The sequence below is a fragment of the Janthinobacterium sp. GW823-FHT03B06 genome (assembly GCF_058796955.1).
The window spans coordinates 37,895-54,430 of the sequence record NZ_JBXAJE010000012.1 but is presented as its reverse complement, the minus strand read 5'-3'; the positions used below and the strand labels follow the sequence as shown (position 1 = coordinate 54,430).

Here is a 16,536-nt window from a genome sequence, read left to right as displayed (position 1 = left end):
CGCGGCGGCGGGGTATAGCTACAAAATTAAATGCAAACGGGCCGCAAACGCGGCCCGTGAGTCAAACGCGATTACGCGCTGGTGGTGGCGCCATAGGCGGCAGCGTCGAGCAAGCCGTCCAGGGCCGACACGTCGGCTGGCTTGATCTTGAACAGCCAGTTGGCGTAGGCGTCGGCGTTGATCGATTCAGGCGAGTTGACCACGTCGTCGTTGACGGCCACGACTTCGCCGGCGATCGGTGCGTAGATGTCGCTCGCTGCCTTGACCGATTCCACCACGGCGGCGTCGTCGCCGGCGCCATAGCTGTTGCCCACGGTTGGCAGTTCGACGAAGACGATATCGCCCAGCGCGTCCTGCGCGTACTCGGTGATGCCGACGGTGATGGTGCCGTCGCCTTCAAGGCGTACCCATTCGTGGGAAGCGGTGTACTTCAGGTCTGCAGGAATGTTCATGTGTGGCTCCAGATGGTAAGTGTTCGTTATTGATTATGGTTGTACGGTCTTGCGGGCGGCTCTATAAATACGCTTACGCAGCCAGGATTTTACCGTTACGCACGAAAGGCAGCTTGACGACGGAAGCGGCCAGCTGCTTGCCGCGGATTTCCACGTGCACGGTGTCGCCCACGTTGACGCCGTTGGGCACGCGCGCGAGAGCAATGGCTTCCTGCATCGTCGGGCTGAAGGTGCCGCTGGTGATTTCACCCGCGGCGTCGCTGCCGGCGATGATGACTTTCTGGTGCGCGCGCAGCACGCCGCCTTTTTCGCGCAGGATCAGGCCCACGAATTGCGCGTTCTGCCCTTTCGCCAGCAGGGCGGCCTTGCCGATGAAGTCGCGCTCGCTGACCAGGTCGATGGTCCACGCCAGGCCCGCGTCGAGCGGGTTGACGCTTTCGTCCATGTCCTGGCCGTACAGATTCATGCCCGCTTCCAGGCGCAGGGTGTCGCGCGCACCGAGGCCGGCCGGCTTGACGCCGGCGGCGATCAGGGCGTTCCACAGCGCTTCCACCTGGGTGGCGGCCACGCCGATTTCAAAGCCGTCTTCGCCCGTGTAGCCGGTGCGCGCCAGCATGACTTCGCCGAAGGCCGTGTCCTTGACGATGACGACATTGAACGGCTTGATGGCTTCGGACGCGGCTTGCGTTTCCGGCAGCACTTGCCACACTTTGGCGCGCGCGTTCGGGCCTTGCACGGCCACCAGGGCCATTGGATTGTTGACATTGCGGCGCTCGGTAATCGTCAGGCCGCTGTTGGTGTTGGTGTTTTGCTGCTGCATCCACGCCACGTCTTTTTCAGCCGTGCCCGCGTTGACGACGAGGCGGAACCAGTTTTCGCTGAAGAAGTAGACGATCAGGTCATCGATGACGGTACCTTCAGCATTCAACATGCACGAGTACAGCGCCTTGCCCGACACTTGCAGCTTGTCGACGTTGTTGGCCAGCAAGCCGCGCAGGAAGGCGCGCACGTTCGGGCCTTCGATATCGACCACGCACATATGGGACACGTCGAACATGCCGGCGTCGCCGCGCACGGCGTTGTGTTCTTCGATTTGCGAGCCGTAGTTGACGGGCATGTCCCAGCCGCCGAAATCGACCATGCGGGCGCCGAGGGTACGGTGGGCGTTGTTGAGTGGGGTCGCTTTGAGCGTCATGGATTCCTCGGGACGAAGGTAAAGGGGAAGTTAACAAAACATAGAATAGCCAAACACGGCTTTCCAGCGTGATCACTGACCCCCCTGTCCTTTGTACCTGAGAGATTACGGGGGCTTGCCCCGTGCGCCCCTTCGGTGGGCCGCCGGCATGTGCCGCGGCCGCTCTCCAGAGTTGAGCTGTAGTGTCGCCAAAGCAACAACTTCAGTCCGCCTGATCGGTCCTTTTGCCTGAGAGTTTTTGGGTAGTGCCCCTTCGGCGGCAACGCTGGGTTGCCCTCTCCCGATCAAGTGGGAGGAATATATGCCAGCAGGGTGTTTCTGTCAATCTGTAAAGACGTTGCCAAATTGCAGCAAAAGCCCCGGTTTGCGGGGCTGGCGAGGGGAATGTTCCGCTGCAAAAGGGCGCCCGGCCGCGCAGGAATGCGCTATGATGAAATCCTGGCTTTCTTGCGGGTGCCTGCCATGAACACTACACAAAGCGAGACGCAAAACAACACCGAGCAGCACGGTTACTTTACCCTCTCGGGCGACGTCAACAGCGACATGGTGCGGCGCGTCTTCAATGCCGCCGCCGACATCACGGAAGACAAGCTCACCACCGCGCATATCCTGATCCAGTCCAACGGCGGCTATGTCAGCGATGGCATCTGTCTGTACAACTTCCTCAGCAAGTTGCCGCTCGACATCATTACCTACAACGCGGGCGCCGTGGCGTCCATCGCCGTCACCCTGTTCCTGGCGGGGCGGCACCGCCACGCCAGCGACACGGCCCGTTTCATGGTGCACAAGTCGCATGCGACCGCCTCGCCCGGTTCGCGCCCCGATGCGCTCAGCATCATCGTCGAGGGCTTGCGCGCCGACGACATGCGCACCGAGCGCATCCTGCGCGGCCACGTCAAGCTGACGGACGAGCAGTGGCAGGTGCACGCATATTCGGACCTGCACCTGACGGCCGACCAGGCGCTGGAAGTGGGCATGGTCGAATCGATCCGCGACTTTGCTCCGCCCAAGGGCAAGCGCCTGACGAATATCTGACGCGCCGCCGGTGCGGCATCCGCGAGATATTTTCATATGGCAATTTCTGAGGTGGAAATTGTAATGGAATGTAATTCTTCTCCGTAGTTGATGAAAACCCGGGCGCAAGCGGGGCCAGTCGTGGCATAGTGCACGCTGATCATGAAATAAGCGTAGGCACGATGACTTGGTGGAATGGGATTTCTTTTGCGGCCGACATGTCCGTGATGGGGCCGGCTGGCGTGGCGATTGCCCTGTGGCTGCTCGTGTCGCGCCAGTGGCGGCTGGTACTCAGCTGGAGCTTGTGGTACGGCGGCGGCCTGGCCCTCGTGGTGCTGTCGAAGCTGGCTTTCATGAGCTGGGGCGTGGGCAGCAGCACGCTCGATTTTACCGGTTTCAGCGGCCACGCCATGCGCGCCGGCGCCGTGTTTCCCGTGCTGATGTATGTGCTGCTGCAGCGGGCCGAGCCGCGCTGGCGCCATGCCGGCGTGCTCGTCGGCGTGGCCTTTGCCGTGCTGGTGGCCATTTCGCGCGTGGTCGTGCATGCGCACAGCGTGTCGGAAGCCGTCAGCGGCTGCGTGCTGGGCCTGGCACTGGCGCTGGGTTTCATGTGGAATGCCCGTGGCGCCGTCAATTTCGCCGTCAGCCATGCGCTGGCCCTGGCCAGCCTGGTACTGATGGTGGCGCTGAGCTTCAAGGCCGAACCCATGCCGACCGAGCAATGGCTGCAAAAACTGGCCATGGTGCTGTCCGGCCATGAGCGCGTTTTTTCCCGCGCGGACTGGAAACTGGCGCAGGATGGCCGTCCTGCCCCCTGATCCGCTGCCGGCAGGCACCTGGCGCGACGGTTTTTTGGCCAGAAAAGCATCAGGAAATGGTATGATGAACCACTTTTTTTGCGGCGAGCGGCCAGGCTGCCGTCGCGATGCGGCATCTGAACTGAACATGAACCGGGTTCACCCATAATATAACCGCCAGCATAGGCCAGGAACTCTAAAACACGTGCGTCTCTCTTCCATCAAGTTGTCGGGATTTAAGTCTTTCGTCGATCCCACCAATTTTCAGGTGCCAGGCCAGCTCGTGGGCGTGGTCGGGCCGAATGGCTGCGGCAAGTCGAACATCATCGACGCCGTGCGCTGGGTGCTGGGCGAATCGAAAGCGTCCGAATTGCGCGGTGAATCGATGCAGGACGTCATTTTCAACGGCTCCACCCACCGTAAACCTGCCGGCCGTGCTTCCGTGGAACTGGTGTTCGACAATAACGACGGCAAGGCGTCCGGCCAGTGGGGCCAGTACGCCGAGATCGCCGTCAAGCGCACCTTGACGCGCGACGGCACGTCCACCTATTACATCAATGGCCAGCCCGTGCGCCGGCGCGACATCCAGGATATCTTCCTCGGCACGGGCCTCGGTCCGCGCGCCTATGCCATCATCGGCCAGGGCATGATTTCGCGCATCATCGAATCGCGCCCCGAAGAATTGCGCGTCTTCCTCGAAGAAGCGGCCGGCGTCTCCAAATACAAGGAGCGCCGCCGCGAGACGGAAAACCGCTTGCAGGACACGCGCGAGAATTTGCTGCGCGTGGAAGACATCTTGCGCGAACTCAATGCCAACCTGGAAAAGCTGGAAGCGCAGGCGGCCGTGGCCACGCGTTTCCACGCCTTGCAGGCGGACCAGGAAGAAAAACAGAAATTGCTGTGGCTGCTGCGCAAGAACGAGGCGCAAAACGAGCAGACGCGCTACTTCCGCGAAGTGGAACAGGCGCAGACGGACCTGGAAGAGCAGACGGCCAAGCTGCGCCATGTGGAACTGACCCTGGAGCAGATGCGCCAGGCGCACTTTGCCGTGGGCGACCGTTTGCATACGGCGCAAGGCCATCTGTACCAGACGAATGCGGAAATCGGCAGCCTGGAAGCGCAGATCAAGTTCGTCATCGAATCGCGCGCCCGCCTGCAGGCACAGCTGGCCACCCTGACGGCCCAGCGCGACCAGTGGACGCAACAGGGTAGCGAATACCAGGAACAGATCGAAGAGGCGGAGTTCCACCTCGAGGAACTGGCGGCCAAGGTGGAACAGTCGCAAATGATGGCCGAGCAGAAGGGCGAGCAATTGCCCGAGCTGGACGCGGCCTGGCGCGCCGCGCAAAACAAGAGCACGGAATCGCGCGCGCGGATTATGCAGGCCCAGCAGCAGCTGGAACTGGAATCGGCGCACCAGCGCAATGCATCGAACATCCTGGCCAGCCTGTTGACGCGCCGCGAGCGGCTGCAGCAGGAAAAGAACAGCCTCAGTTTGCCCGATAGCAGCCACCTGGAAAACCTGAAACTGCAGCTGGAAGAAAAGCAGCAAACCCTGGAAGAGCAGGGTTTCTACCTGGAAGAAGCGCTGGAGCAGCAACCGAAGCTGGAGCAGGAGCGGGCCGAGGCGCAGGCGCAAGTCAATGCCGAGACGGCCGCCAACGCCCAGCTGGAAGCGCGTCTTTCTGCTTTGAAACAATTGCAGGAACGGGTGCAGACGCAGGGCAAGGTCCAGCCGTGGCTGAAAAAGCACGAACTCGACACCTTGCCCCGTCTGTGGCAAAAGCTGCAGATCGAAGCGGGCTGGGAAGCGGCCATGGAGTCGATCCTGCGCGAGCGTACGTCGGCCCTGCAACTGTCGAATATCGACTGGGCCAAGGCTTTCTTTGCGGACGCGCCGCCGGCCAAGCTGGCCCTGTACGCGCCATCGACCGTGGCGCCGCTGCCGTTGCCGGATGTGCCAGGCCTGAAACCGTTTTTGAACTTGTTGAAACTCAACGATCCCGGCTTGCGCGGCTTGCTGCAGGATTGGCTGTACAACGCCTACGCCGTGGAAGACGCGGCCGAGGCGCTGGCCGAACGGGCGAAATTGCCGCCGGGCGGCTATTTCGTCACGCGCGCGGGTCACGTGGTCACGGCCACCAGCGTGCGCTTCTATGCGGCCGACTCGGAGCAGGAAGGCATGCTGGGCCGCCAGCAGGAAATCGACAATATCGGCAAGCAGCTGCGCGCCCAGCAATTGCTGGCCGAAGAGGCGCGCGCCCGTTCCGTGCGGGCCGACGCCGCCGTGGCGACGCTCACGCGCAACCTGTCCGACTTGCGCCTGCGCATACAGCAGCTCACCTCCTCCGTGCATACCCTGCAACTGGACGTGGTGAAACTGTCGGAAGTGGAAGCGCGCTTCAACCAGCGCAGCACGCAGATCGGCGCCGACCTGGCGGAGATCGCCGCGCAGGAAGCGGAGCAGCAGCAGATCAAGGCCGAATCGGAAGAGAAATTCGAACAGCTCGACATGGAGCTGGGCAACTTGCAGGAAGCGCACGAAGACGGCCACACGGATTTCCTGCAGAAGGAACAGCGGCTGGCCGAGGCGCGCGAAGCCTTGCGCGACCTGGAGCGGGCCGCCAAGGATACGGAATACGCGGAAAAAGCCCACCGCGCGAAGATCGAGGAATTGCGCCGCAATATCGCCACGGCCAGTACGCAGGCCCAGCAAGTGACGGAAAGCCTGGAAGCTGGCCAGCAGGAACTGGCCAGCCTGGAAAGCGGCGCGGCCGCCGACGGCTTGCAGGATCTGCTCGAGCGCCGCACGACGCAGGAGCGGGCGCTGGCCGACGCGCGTCACGAACTCGATCAAATTACGCAGCAGCTGCGCCTGTCCGAAGATGCGCGCACGCAATCGGAACGCAGCCTGCAGCCGCAGCGCGACAAGATCATGGAAATGCAGCTCAAGGAACAGGCCGCGCGCCTGAACCAGGAGCAATTCGCCCAGCAACTGCTGGAGTCGGGCGCCGATGAAGCGGCCTTGACGGAAAAACTGCATCCGGATATGCGTCCATCGTATCTGCAGGGCGAAGTCACGCGCCTGACCAATGCCATCACGTCCTTGGGGGCCGTCAACCTGGCCGCGCTGGACGAACTGGCGCAGGCGTCGGAGCGCAAGAATTTCCTCGACGCCCAGAACGCCGACCTGACGGAAGCGATCAACACGCTGGAAGACGCGATTCACAAGATCGACAAGGAAACGCGCGACTTGCTGCAAGACACGTTCGACAAGGTCAACCACCACTTTTCCGAGCTGTTCCCCATCCTGTTCGGCGGGGGACAGGCCAGGCTGACTATGACGGGCGACGAGATTCTCGATTCCGGTGTACAAGTCATGGCGCAGCCTCCCGGCAAGAAAAATGCCACCATCCACCTGTTGTCCGGTGGAGAGAAGGCGCTGACCGCGACCGCATTGGTGTTTTCCATGTTCCGCCTGAATCCGGCGCCGTTCTGCCTGCTCGACGAAGTCGATGCACCGCTGGACGATTCGAACACGGAACGCTTCTGCCGCATGGTCAAGCGCATGTCCGACCAGACCCAATTCCTTTTCATTTCGCATAACAAGATTGCGATGGAAATGGCCCATCAATTGATCGGTGTGACGATGCAGGAGCAGGGCGTATCGCGCATCGTGGCGGTGGACATGGAGTCCGCCGCAAATTTTGCAACCGAGGCACAAGCAGCATGACAGACCTTCAAATTACCTTGTTCGGCGCCGGCGGCGTCTTTATCGTCGGCGTTTTCTCGTACAACAAATGGCAGGAATACAAGGCCAAGAAAAGCGTGGAGCGGGCTTTTTCCACCGACCACGATGACGTGCTGATGCGCGAGGGCGACGCCCCTGCGGTGGAAGCCCAGGAACCCGTCTTGCGTCAGGAACCGCGCTTTGACGCCGCGCCCGCCGCCAAGGCCGAACCATCGTTCGGCGCGCCCCCCGCTAGCGCCGTGCCGGACGCCCCCGTGCATGCGGAACCGTCGCTCGGCGATGCCGGCGTGGAAGCGCCTGCTGCCGTGGCCGCGCCGCTGCAGCAGGAAGTGAGCGCCGCCAGCGAGCAGGCGACCAGCCTGGTCGACCCGCTCATCGATTGCCTGCTGCCTTTGTCGCTGGAAGCGCCCGTGCGCGGCGACAAGATCCTGCCCGTGCTGCAAACCCTGCGCCTGGTGGGCAACAAGCCCGTCCACTTCATTGGTTTACACGTGAATGGCGACTGGGAACCGATCACGCATGGCGGTGTCTACACCAAGATGCAGGGTGGCGTACAGCTGGCCAGCCGCAGTACGGCCCTGAATGAACTCGAATACTCGGAACTGGTTACGCGCCTGCGCGGCGTTGCCGACGAGATCGGCGCCGAGCCGGAAGTGCCCGACATGATGGAAGTGATGGCCGAAGCGCGCAATCTGCACCGTTTCGTCGCCGGTCACGACGCCCAGCTGGGCGTCAACCTGCACACGAATGGCGCGCCATGGGCCATTTCCACCTTGCTGTTCGCGCTGGAAAAACAGGGCTTCGACGTGCGTCCGGACGGCCGTTTCGTCATGCCCGACGGCGAAGGCAGCCATCTGTTCTCGCTGTCGACGAATGTCACCCTGGCCGAGGAAACGACGCCCCGTTTGACACTGCTGCTGGACGTGCCATGCGTGGCGCCCGCGCGCGACGGTTTCGGCGCCATGGTCGCCTGCGCCAAGGCGCTGGTGGGCCGCCTCGACGCCACCATCGTCGACGATTACAACCAGGCCTTGTCCGATGCGGCGCTGGCCGAGATTGCTGGCCAGGTGCAAGAGTTTTACCAGGAAATGGACGCGGCCGACATTCCGGCCGGTTCCACCCGCGCCCTGCGTTTATTTAGCTGAAGAATCCTGCAACAATGACTGATCCGATCAACCAGGATGCCGCAGCGCGCGTCCTGGCACTCACGGCCGAACTCAACCGGCACCTGCACGCCTACCACGTGCTCGACAATCCCACCATCCCCGACGCCGAGTACGACAAGCTGTTCGTCGAACTGCAAACGCTGGAAGCGGCCCATCCCGACTTGCGTACGCCCGATTCGCCCACCTTGCGCGTGGGCGCGGCGCCTTTGCCGCAATTCGAGCAAGTCACGCACACGGTGCCGATGCTGTCGCTGAACAATGGTTTCACCGATGACGATATCATCAACTTCGACCGCCGCGTGCGCGAAGGCCTGGACCTTGATGGTACGGATGTCGACTATGCTGCCGAAGTGAAATTCGACGGCCTGGCCATCAACCTGCGCTATGAGCGCGGCCTGTTCGTGCAGGCGGCCACGCGCGGCGATGGCGCCACGGGCGAGGACGTGACGGCGAATATCCGCACCATTTCCGGCATCCCGCTGCGCTTGCATGGCGACAAGATTCCAGCCGTGCTCGACGTGCGCGGCGAAGTGATGATGTTCAAGGGCGATTTTGCCCGCCTGAACGAACGCCAGCGCGAAGCGGGGCAGAAAGAATTCGCCAACCCCCGCAATGCGGCGGCCGGCAGCCTGCGCCAGCTCGATTCGCGCATCACGGCGCAGCGCAAGCTGCGTTTCTATGCCTACGGCATCGGTGCGCTGGAAGGCGCCGCTATGCCTGCCTCGCATTCGGCCTTGCTGGACTGGTACGAAACCCTGGGCATCCCCGTGTCCAAGGAGCGCAAGGTGGTGCAGGGCGCGCAGGGCTTGCTTGCCTACTACGCCGATATCGGCGCGCGCCGGCCCTCCTTGCCGTATGAAATCGACGGCGTCGTCTACAAGGTGAACGCGACGGAAGACCAGCAGGAGCTGGGCTTTGTGTCGCGCGCGCCGCGTTTTGCGCTGGCGCACAAGTTCCCCGCCGAAGAAGCGCTGACGCAAGTGCTGGGCATCGATATCCAGGTGGGCCGCACGGGCGCCATGACGCCCGTGGCGCGCCTGGCGCCCGTGTCCGTGGGCGGTGTGACGGTGACCAACGCCACCTTGCACAATGAAGACGAAGTGCTGCGCAAGGATGTGCGCGTGGGCGATACCGTCATCGTGCGCCGCGCCGGCGACGTGATCCCGGAAGTGCTGAGCGTGGTGCTGGATAAACGCTTGGCGCCGGCGCCGCTGCCGTTCAAGATGCTGGAAGCGTGCCCCGTGTGCGGCTCGCACGTGGTGCGCGAAGAGGGCGAGGCCATCGCCCGCTGCTCGGGCGGCCTGTTCTGCTCGGCGCAGCGCAAGGAAGCGTTCCGTCATTTCGCGGGCCGCCGCATGATGGATATCGAAGGTCTGGGGGAACGTTATATCGATACCCTGGTCGAACTCGAATACGTGCATGGCCTGGCTGACCTGTACAGCCTGACCCTGGATAAATTGCTGGAAATGAAGCTGCGCGCCGACGAGCGCGACGGTTCGACGCCGGAAACAGTGCAACAAGGCAAGATTCCCACCAAGTGGGCGGAAAATCTGCTGGCAGGCATCGAAGCGAGCAAGCGCCCGCCGCTCGAGCGTTTCCTGTTTGCGCTGGGCATCCGCCACGTGGGCGAATCGACGGCCAAGACCCTGGCCGAGTGGTTGGGTAGCCTCGATTATGTGCGCCGGGCGCCGGCCGCCTTGCTGCGCGTGCTGCCCGACATCGGCGGCACAGTGGCCGAGTCGATTGCCGATTTCTTTGCCGAAGAAAAGAACCAGCAGGCGTTGCAGGCATTGCTGGACGCTGGTGTCACGCCGCAAGGCGAACACGCGCCCAGCGCCAAGCTGCGCGCGCAGCTCGAACAAACCACCTTGCTGGCCGCCATCGGTATTCCGAAGCTGACGGAGCCGCGCAGCAAACAGCTGGTGGAGCGGGGCGTGACCCTGGCCAGTCTGGCGGCGCAAGGTGCCAGCTTCCACGCGGGCTTGCCCGCCGCCGTGGCCGAAGCGCTGGCGCAATGGCTGGCCGATGAGTGCAATGTCAAGCTGCTTGGTCAACTGGACGCGCTACGAAATGAATTACTGTCACAATTGCCTGAAATGCCAGCTGCTGGCGGCAAACTGGACGGCAAGACCTTTGTTTTGACGGGCACTTTGCCCAACATGAGCCGCGACGAGGCTGCGGAGTTGATCGAGGCGGCCGGCGGCAAGGTCAGCGGTTCCGTGTCGAAGAAAACCGCTTACGTCGTGGCCGGTTCGGACGCCGGCAGCAAGCTGGCCAAGGCGCAGGAGCTGGGTGTGGCCATACTCGACGAGGCTGGTCTGCTGACCCTGTTGGCGCAAGACTAATCATTCATTACAGAAGACCCATGAAAAAAATCAGAAAAGCAGTCTTTCCCGTCGCCGGCCTGGGCAGCCGTTTCTTGCCTGCGACCAAGGCGCAACCGAAGGAAATGTTGCCTATCGTTGACAAGCCATTGATACAGTACGCGGTCGAGGAAGCCGTGGCCGCGGGTATCACGGAAATGATCTTCATCACCGGCCGCAACAAGCGCGCCATCGAAGACCATTTCGATACGGCCTATGAGCTCGAGTCGGAACTGGAAGCGGCCGGCAAGCGCCAGTTGCTGGAAATGGTGCAAAACGTCATTCCCAAGCACATCAATTGTATTTACATCCGCCAGTCGGCGCCGCTGGGCCTCGGGCATGCCGTGCTGTGCGCGCGTCCCGTGATCGGCGACGAGCCGTTTGCCGTCTTGCTGGCCGACGATTTCATGGATGTGGAAGAGGGCGTGCGCCCCGTGCTGGCGCAGATGGCCGATGTGTTCCAGTATGAAAACTGTTCCCTGCTGGCGGTGCAGGACGTGCCGCGCGCGGAAACCAGGCAGTACGGTATCGTCAGCGCCCAGCATTATCAGCCTGACCTGGAGCTGGTGTCGGGGATCGTGGAAAAACCCGTGCCGGAAGAGGCGCCGTCGACCCTCGCCGTGGTCGGCCGGTATGTGCTGACCAGCCGCATCTTCGAGCACCTGGAGAAAATCGGTACGGGCGCCGGCGGTGAAATCCAGTTGACGGACGGCATCGCCGCCCTGATGCGTGAAGAGCGCGTGCTGGCTTACCGTTACAAGGGGCAGCGTTATGATTGCGGCTCCAAGCTCGGTTATCTGAAGGCAACGACGGCGATGGGCATGAAACACCCGGAAACGGGCGCGGCCTTCCGCACTTACCTGCAAGAACTGCAATCGACACTGGACGCAAAATGACCGTACGTGAAATCCTGAAGATGGGCGATCCGCGCCTGCTGCGGATGGCCGAGCCCGTGCGTGAATTCGATACGCCCGAACTGCATGCCTTGATCGCCGACATGTTCGACACCATGCACGCGGCCAATGGCGCAGGCCTGGCGGCGCCGCAGATCGGCGTCAACCTGCAAGTGGTGATCTACGGCTTCAAGCAGAACCTGCGCTATCCCGACGCACCGCAAGTGCCGGAAACCGTGCTGATCAACCCCGTGCTGACGCCTTTGTCGGAACGCAAGGAAGAGGGTTTTGAAGGCTGCCTGTCCGTGCCCGGCCTGCGCGGCAGCGTGCCGCGCTGGAGCGAGCTGCACTACGAAGGCGTCGACCAGTTCGGCCAGCCCATCAGCCGCGACTGCGACGGCTTCCATGCGCGCGTGGTGCAGCATGAAGTGGACCACCTGCACGGCATCCTGTATCCGATGCGTATCGTCGACTTCACGCAGTTCGGCTATACCGAGGTCATGTTCCCCGACCTGGATCCGAACGACGACGATTAATTGCCGCTTAACCTGGACGTCCGGGGTCAGACCCCCGGATGCGTTAGCGCAAAGCTATGTGTTGGCGGTGTTGAGGGTCTGACCCCAGTACTAAACTAGCGCACCTTGCGGCTGCTGCCCAGGTTATCGAGCAATGCCTTCAGCTCATCCTGCATGGCATCCGTCAGGTTCAGGAAGCGGCAGCCGATCTGCACCTGCTCGCCCAGCAGGAAGGAGCGGAAGGTGCGCGACAGGCGGATTTCCAGGTCGGCGATCATGACCTTGTCCGGCCCCAGCTCCAGGCGCACGCGCGACAGCTTGCGGCCCACGTACAGGCCTACCGTGTCGCGCGGATGGGCGCGCATGCCGATGCCGCCGGCCGAGAAATCATACAGCTGCAATTCATATGGACGGCCCTCGAGCACGAAGGCGGCCAGGTAGTACACGCCCAGCGGTGTTTCCAGGCGGGCCGATTCGCGCCGCTCCAGGACCAGGCAATGGCTGGGAAAGTTCGTCAGGTAGACGTTCGGCCGCTCGGGATACGCTTGCCATTCGCCATTGATGGTGAACTGCAGTTTGGCGTTTTGTACCCACGACACAAACGTGGCGCCGCCAGGCGGCAGGGTCGCACCTTCATTGAGTTCCAGCACGAATTGCGGCAAGTCATCGTCAACGGACAGGACGCGCCCCAGGATGAGGTCTTCGCCGCCAGCCGGGTAGATGGAGATGGCGTCGCCGTTGTCAGCCAGGCTGCACAAGGTTTCGCCGATATCCCACGGATCGCTCATATGGTGCGGCTTGGTGCCGGGGGCCATCGGCTCGGCCACGTCAGCCAGACTGGGCGCGCCCTTGCGCAGGGGATTGGGGATGGGATCGTTCACGACAGCGTATCTCTTTTGTTCTAATGGGGAATAGTGTATAGGTTTAAGGCAATATTTACTAAGTAAATCACAATAATTGATTTTATATCACTATATTCCTGTTGCTTATGTATGCAGGCCTGGCATGCCGCCTTGACGTCGCCGCTTAAAACTGTTCGTCTGCGCTCAAATAACGCCATTGGCCGGTCGGCAAGTCGCCCAGTTTGACCTTGCCGATGCGCACGCGTTTCAAACCCAGCACCTTCAGACCCACGGCTTCGCACATGCGGCGGATCTGGCGTTTCTTGCCTTCGCGCAAGGTAAAGCTCAGCTGGTCTTCGTTTTGCCAGCGCACCTTGGCCGGCAACAGCGGCTTGCCGTCGAGCCACAGGCCGTGGTTGAGCTTTTTCAGCTCGCTGTCGGGCAGGGTGCCGCCCTTGGTGTAGCTCACGCGCACCAGGTATTCCTTGTCGATGTCGGTATCGTGGCCGATCAGCTGCTTGGCCACGCGGCCGTCCTGCGTCAGGACCAGCAAGCCGACGGAATCGATGTCCAGCCGTCCCGCTGCCACCAGGCTGCGCAGCTGGGTCGGATGGAATTGTTCCGGGCTGCGGTCTTCCGCCCAGCGGTTTTCCGCCTTGATCAGGGCCACGGCGGGCGTGTAGCCGTCTTCGGCCTGGCCGCTGACGTAGCCGACGGGTTTGTTGATCAGCACGGTGACGCGCTTCGATTGCTCGGCCGCCGCCTGGCGTTCCACGGTGACTCTCTGGCTCGGGTAGACCTTGCTGCCCAGTTCGGACACCACCTTGCCATCCACGCGGACCCAGCCGCGGGCGATCCATTCATCGGCTTCGCGGCGCGAGCACAGGCCCAGTTCGGACATGCGTTTGGACAAGCGTAATAATTCTTCGGTCATGTTGTTTCAGTTTCAGTAAGGGTAGGCGTTGCGCGGAAAGCTTACACTTTCAGCGCATCGAGTAAATCGGTTTCCAGCAATATCTGGTTGCGGGCATTGTTGAGCGCGGGGCCGTCGACGAGGAAGACGTCTTCGACCCGCTCGCCCAGGGTCATGATCTTGGCCGTGTGCAAGTTGATGCGGTACTTGGTCAGCACGTTGGCGATCGCATACAGCAGGCCCGTGCGGTCGTTGGCGGCCACCGACAGCAGGTAGTACTGGCCTTTTTCATCGGGCCGCAGGTCCACCGTCGGCTGGAAGGGGAAGGTGCGCGACAGGCGCGACAGCCGTCCCTTGCCCGGCGGCGGCAGCGGCGTCTGCGACTGCAGCAGCTCGCCCAGCTCATGCTCGATCAGGCTGATGATGTCGCGGTAGCTCTTGGCGAAGTTTTGCTCGGTGACGAGGAAGGTGTCGAGCGCATAGCCATTTTTCGTCGTATGGATCTTCGCGTCGAGGATGCTGAAATTCTTGCGGTCGAAATAGCTGCAGATGCGCGCGAACAGGTCTGGCTGGTCGGGAATGTACACGGCCACCTGCAAGCCTTCGCCGATGGGCGCCAGCCGGCATTTTACCACCGGCAACTTGCTGTCGAGCTTGTCATACAGCGAGCGCGTCTGCCAGGCGATGTCGGACGCGTCGTGGCGCAGGAAATAGGCCACGTCCAGCTGTTGCCACAGTTTCAGGTGCGCATCGGGCGGCAAGCCATACAGGCGCAGGGTGGCCAGCGCTTCCTGCTGGCGGTTTTTAAGCTCGCGGTCGGCCGTGTGCGGCTCGCCGCCCAGCACGCGCAGGGTGATCTTGTACAGGTCTTCCAGCAGCTTGCCCTTCCAGGCATTCCACACTTTCGGGCTGGTGCCGCGGATGTCGGCCACCGTCAGCAGGTACAAGCCCGTCAGGTGGCGCTCGTCCTTGACCACTTTCGCAAAGGCGGCGATGACGTCGGGATCGGACAAGTCCTGCTTTTGCGCCACTTGCGACATGGTCAGGTGATTTTCCACCAAGAAAGCCACCAGTTCCGTGTCCTCGGCAGACAGGCCGTGGTCCTGGCAGAACTGGGTGGCGTCGGCCACGCCCAGCTTCGAGTGGTCGCCGCCGCGGCCCTTGGCGATGTCGTGGAACAGGGCCGCCACGTACAGCAGCCACGATTGCGAGAAATCGGCCATCAGCTGGCTGCAGAACGGATATTCGTGCGCGTGTTCGCTCATGGTGAAGCGGCGCATGTTGCGCACCACCATCAGAATGTGCTGGTCGACCGTGTACACGTGGAACAGGTCGTGCTGCATCTGGCCCACGATGCGGCGGAAATTCGGCAGGTAGCGCCCCAGGATGCTCATCTCGTTCATGCGCCGCAGCGCGTGGATGATGCCGACAGGGGCTTGCATGATGCGCAGGAACAGGGCGCGGTTGACGGGATCCTGGCGGAAGGCGGCGTCGATCTTGAAGCGCGCGTGCCACAGGGCCCGCGTGGCGCGCGAGGTCATGCCCTTCAGGGCCGGGCGCTCCGTCATGAGCACGAAGACTTCCAGCATGGCCGATGGGTATTGCTCGAACGTGTCGTCGGCGCTGATGTCGATCAGGCTGTTGACTTCATTGAAGCGCTCGTTGATGGGCACGGCCACGTCGTCCTGCGGGAACAGCCGCGCTTCGATGTTTTGCAGCAAAATCGTGTTGAGCTGGGTCACCGTCTTGGCGGCCCAGTAGTAGCGTTGCATGAGGAATTCGCTGGCGCGGCGCATGTGCGGCCCGCTGCCCGTCGCTTGCAGGCCCAGCGATTCGGCGATCGCCGTCTGCACGTCGAACACGAGGCGGTCTTCGCGCCGCCCCGCGTGCAGGTGCAGGCGCACGCGGATATCCTTGAAGGCGCGCTCCTTTTCCATCAGCTGGCGCGCTTCCGTCAGGGTGATCAGTCCGCCCGTGGCCAAGGTGCGCCACGAGTTCGCCAGGCCGGCCGCTTTGGCCACCCACAGGATCACCTGCAGGTCGCGCAGGCCGCCCGGGCTTTCCTTGCAATTCGGTTCCAGGCTGAAAGCCGTGTCTTCGTACTTGGCATGGCGCTGGCGCATCTCCGCCGTTTTTGCCTGGAAGAAGGCTTGCGCGTCCATGGCCGCGTCATAGCGCTGCTGCAATTGCGCGAACAGGTCCGCGTTGCCGCACACGAGACGCGCTTCGAGCAAGCTCGTCTGCACTGTGATGTCGGCCTTCGATTCGACCAGGCATTCATCGACGGTGCGGATGCTGTGGCCAATTTCCAGGCCCAGGTCCCACAGCAGTTGCACCAGTTCCTCGAGCTTTTCCTGCGTGGCGGCGTCCGGCGATTGTTGCAGCAGGATCAGCAGGTCGACGTCGGAATACGGAAACAGCTCGCCCCGGCCATAGCCGCCCACGCCCACCAGGGCCGTGCCTGGCGGCAAGCCCGCTTCCTGCCAGGCCCGCGCCAGCACGCCATCGACGCTGTGGCGCAGGCTGCGCAGCAGTTTTTCAGGCTTGCCGTCGGTCTGGAAGGCCGCAATGACGACCTGGCGGTCGGCTTTCAGTTGCTGTTTCAGCTGTTCCCGAACTTGCTTTTTCATCTGGG

The 16,536-nt window shown here is 62.5% G+C and carries 12 protein-coding genes and 2 riboswitches; of the genes, 7 read left to right on the top strand and 5 right to left on the bottom strand.

Annotated features, from left to right (window positions below; translation table 11 throughout):
- Window positions 1-71 precede the first annotated feature (71 nt).
- Both gcvH and gcvT read right to left on the bottom strand, forming a co-directional pair.
- Window positions 72-452 (bottom strand): glycine cleavage system protein GcvH, encoded by a 381-nt coding sequence (gene gcvH, locus AC1RBA_RS26645; protein WP_070221532.1) that lies wholly within the window; start codon window positions 450-452, stop codon window positions 72-74.
- A 73-nt stretch (window positions 453-525) separates the two neighbouring features.
- Window positions 526-1,647, bottom strand: a complete 1,122-nt coding sequence (gcvT, locus tag AC1RBA_RS26640; protein WP_492420403.1) for a glycine cleavage system aminomethyltransferase GcvT — start codon at window positions 1,645-1,647, stop codon at window positions 526-528.
- 74 nt (window positions 1,648-1,721) lie between these two features.
- Window positions 1,722-1,827, bottom strand: a riboswitch (glycine riboswitch).
- A gap of 26 nt (window positions 1,828-1,853) precedes the next feature.
- Window positions 1,854-1,940, bottom strand: a riboswitch (glycine riboswitch).
- A gap of 169 nt (window positions 1,941-2,109) precedes the next feature.
- Here gcvT and AC1RBA_RS26635 point away from each other — a divergent pair.
- The 7 genes from AC1RBA_RS26635 to def all read left to right on the top strand — a co-directional run bounded on the left by AC1RBA_RS26635 (window position 2,110) and on the right by def (window position 12,167).
- The gene (locus tag AC1RBA_RS26635; protein WP_070221578.1) at window positions 2,110-2,682 is read left to right on the top strand and encodes an ATP-dependent Clp protease proteolytic subunit; all 573 of its coding nucleotides are present in this window, start codon (window positions 2,110-2,112) and stop codon (window positions 2,680-2,682) included.
- A gap of 161 nt (window positions 2,683-2,843) precedes the next feature.
- Complete coding sequence (locus AC1RBA_RS26630) at window positions 2,844-3,479, top strand: phosphatase PAP2 family protein (RefSeq protein WP_492420401.1); 636 nt, start codon at window positions 2,844-2,846, stop codon at window positions 3,477-3,479.
- A 184-nt stretch (window positions 3,480-3,663) separates the two neighbouring features.
- Entirely contained in the window at window positions 3,664-7,191 is a 3,528-nt protein-coding gene (smc, locus tag AC1RBA_RS26625) for a chromosome segregation protein SMC (RefSeq protein ID WP_492420399.1), read from the top strand.
- A complete protein-coding gene (locus AC1RBA_RS26620) occupies window positions 7,188-8,354 on the top strand; it encodes a cell division protein ZipA C-terminal FtsZ-binding domain-containing protein (RefSeq protein ID WP_492420397.1) in 1,167 nt (388 codons plus the stop codon). The genes smc and AC1RBA_RS26620 overlap by 4 nt, the downstream gene beginning before the upstream one ends.
- A gap of 14 nt (window positions 8,355-8,368) precedes the next feature.
- A complete protein-coding gene (gene ligA, locus AC1RBA_RS26615) occupies window positions 8,369-10,720 on the top strand; it encodes an NAD-dependent DNA ligase LigA (protein WP_492420395.1) in 2,352 nt (783 codons plus the stop codon).
- Between the two features lie 20 nt (window positions 10,721-10,740).
- Complete coding sequence (gene galU / locus AC1RBA_RS26610; RefSeq protein ID WP_070221526.1) at window positions 10,741-11,634, top strand: UTP--glucose-1-phosphate uridylyltransferase GalU; 894 nt, start codon at window positions 10,741-10,743, stop codon at window positions 11,632-11,634.
- Complete coding sequence (gene def, locus AC1RBA_RS26605) at window positions 11,631-12,167, top strand: peptide deformylase (protein ID WP_070221525.1); 537 nt, start codon at window positions 11,631-11,633, stop codon at window positions 12,165-12,167. The genes galU and def overlap by 4 nt, the downstream gene beginning before the upstream one ends.
- A gap of 95 nt (window positions 12,168-12,262) precedes the next feature.
- On the opposite strand, the gene AC1RBA_RS26600 is transcribed toward def, so the two are convergent.
- The 3 genes from AC1RBA_RS26600 to AC1RBA_RS26590 form a co-directional block, all read right to left on the bottom strand.
- Window positions 12,263-13,027, bottom strand: a complete 765-nt coding sequence (locus AC1RBA_RS26600; protein WP_083287073.1) for a flagellar brake protein — start codon at window positions 13,025-13,027, stop codon at window positions 12,263-12,265.
- Window positions 13,028-13,172: 145 nt separating this feature from the next.
- Window positions 13,173-13,922 carry a pseudouridine synthase gene (locus tag AC1RBA_RS26595; RefSeq protein ID WP_034752263.1) on the bottom strand — a complete coding sequence of 250 codons (750 nt, stop codon included), beginning with the start codon at window positions 13,920-13,922 and terminating at the stop codon, window positions 13,173-13,175.
- A gap of 41 nt (window positions 13,923-13,963) precedes the next feature.
- Window positions 13,964-16,531 carry a [protein-PII] uridylyltransferase gene (locus tag AC1RBA_RS26590; protein ID WP_492420393.1) on the bottom strand — a complete coding sequence of 856 codons (2,568 nt, stop codon included), beginning with the start codon at window positions 16,529-16,531 and terminating at the stop codon, window positions 13,964-13,966.
- Between the last annotated feature and the right edge of the window lie 5 nt (window positions 16,532-16,536).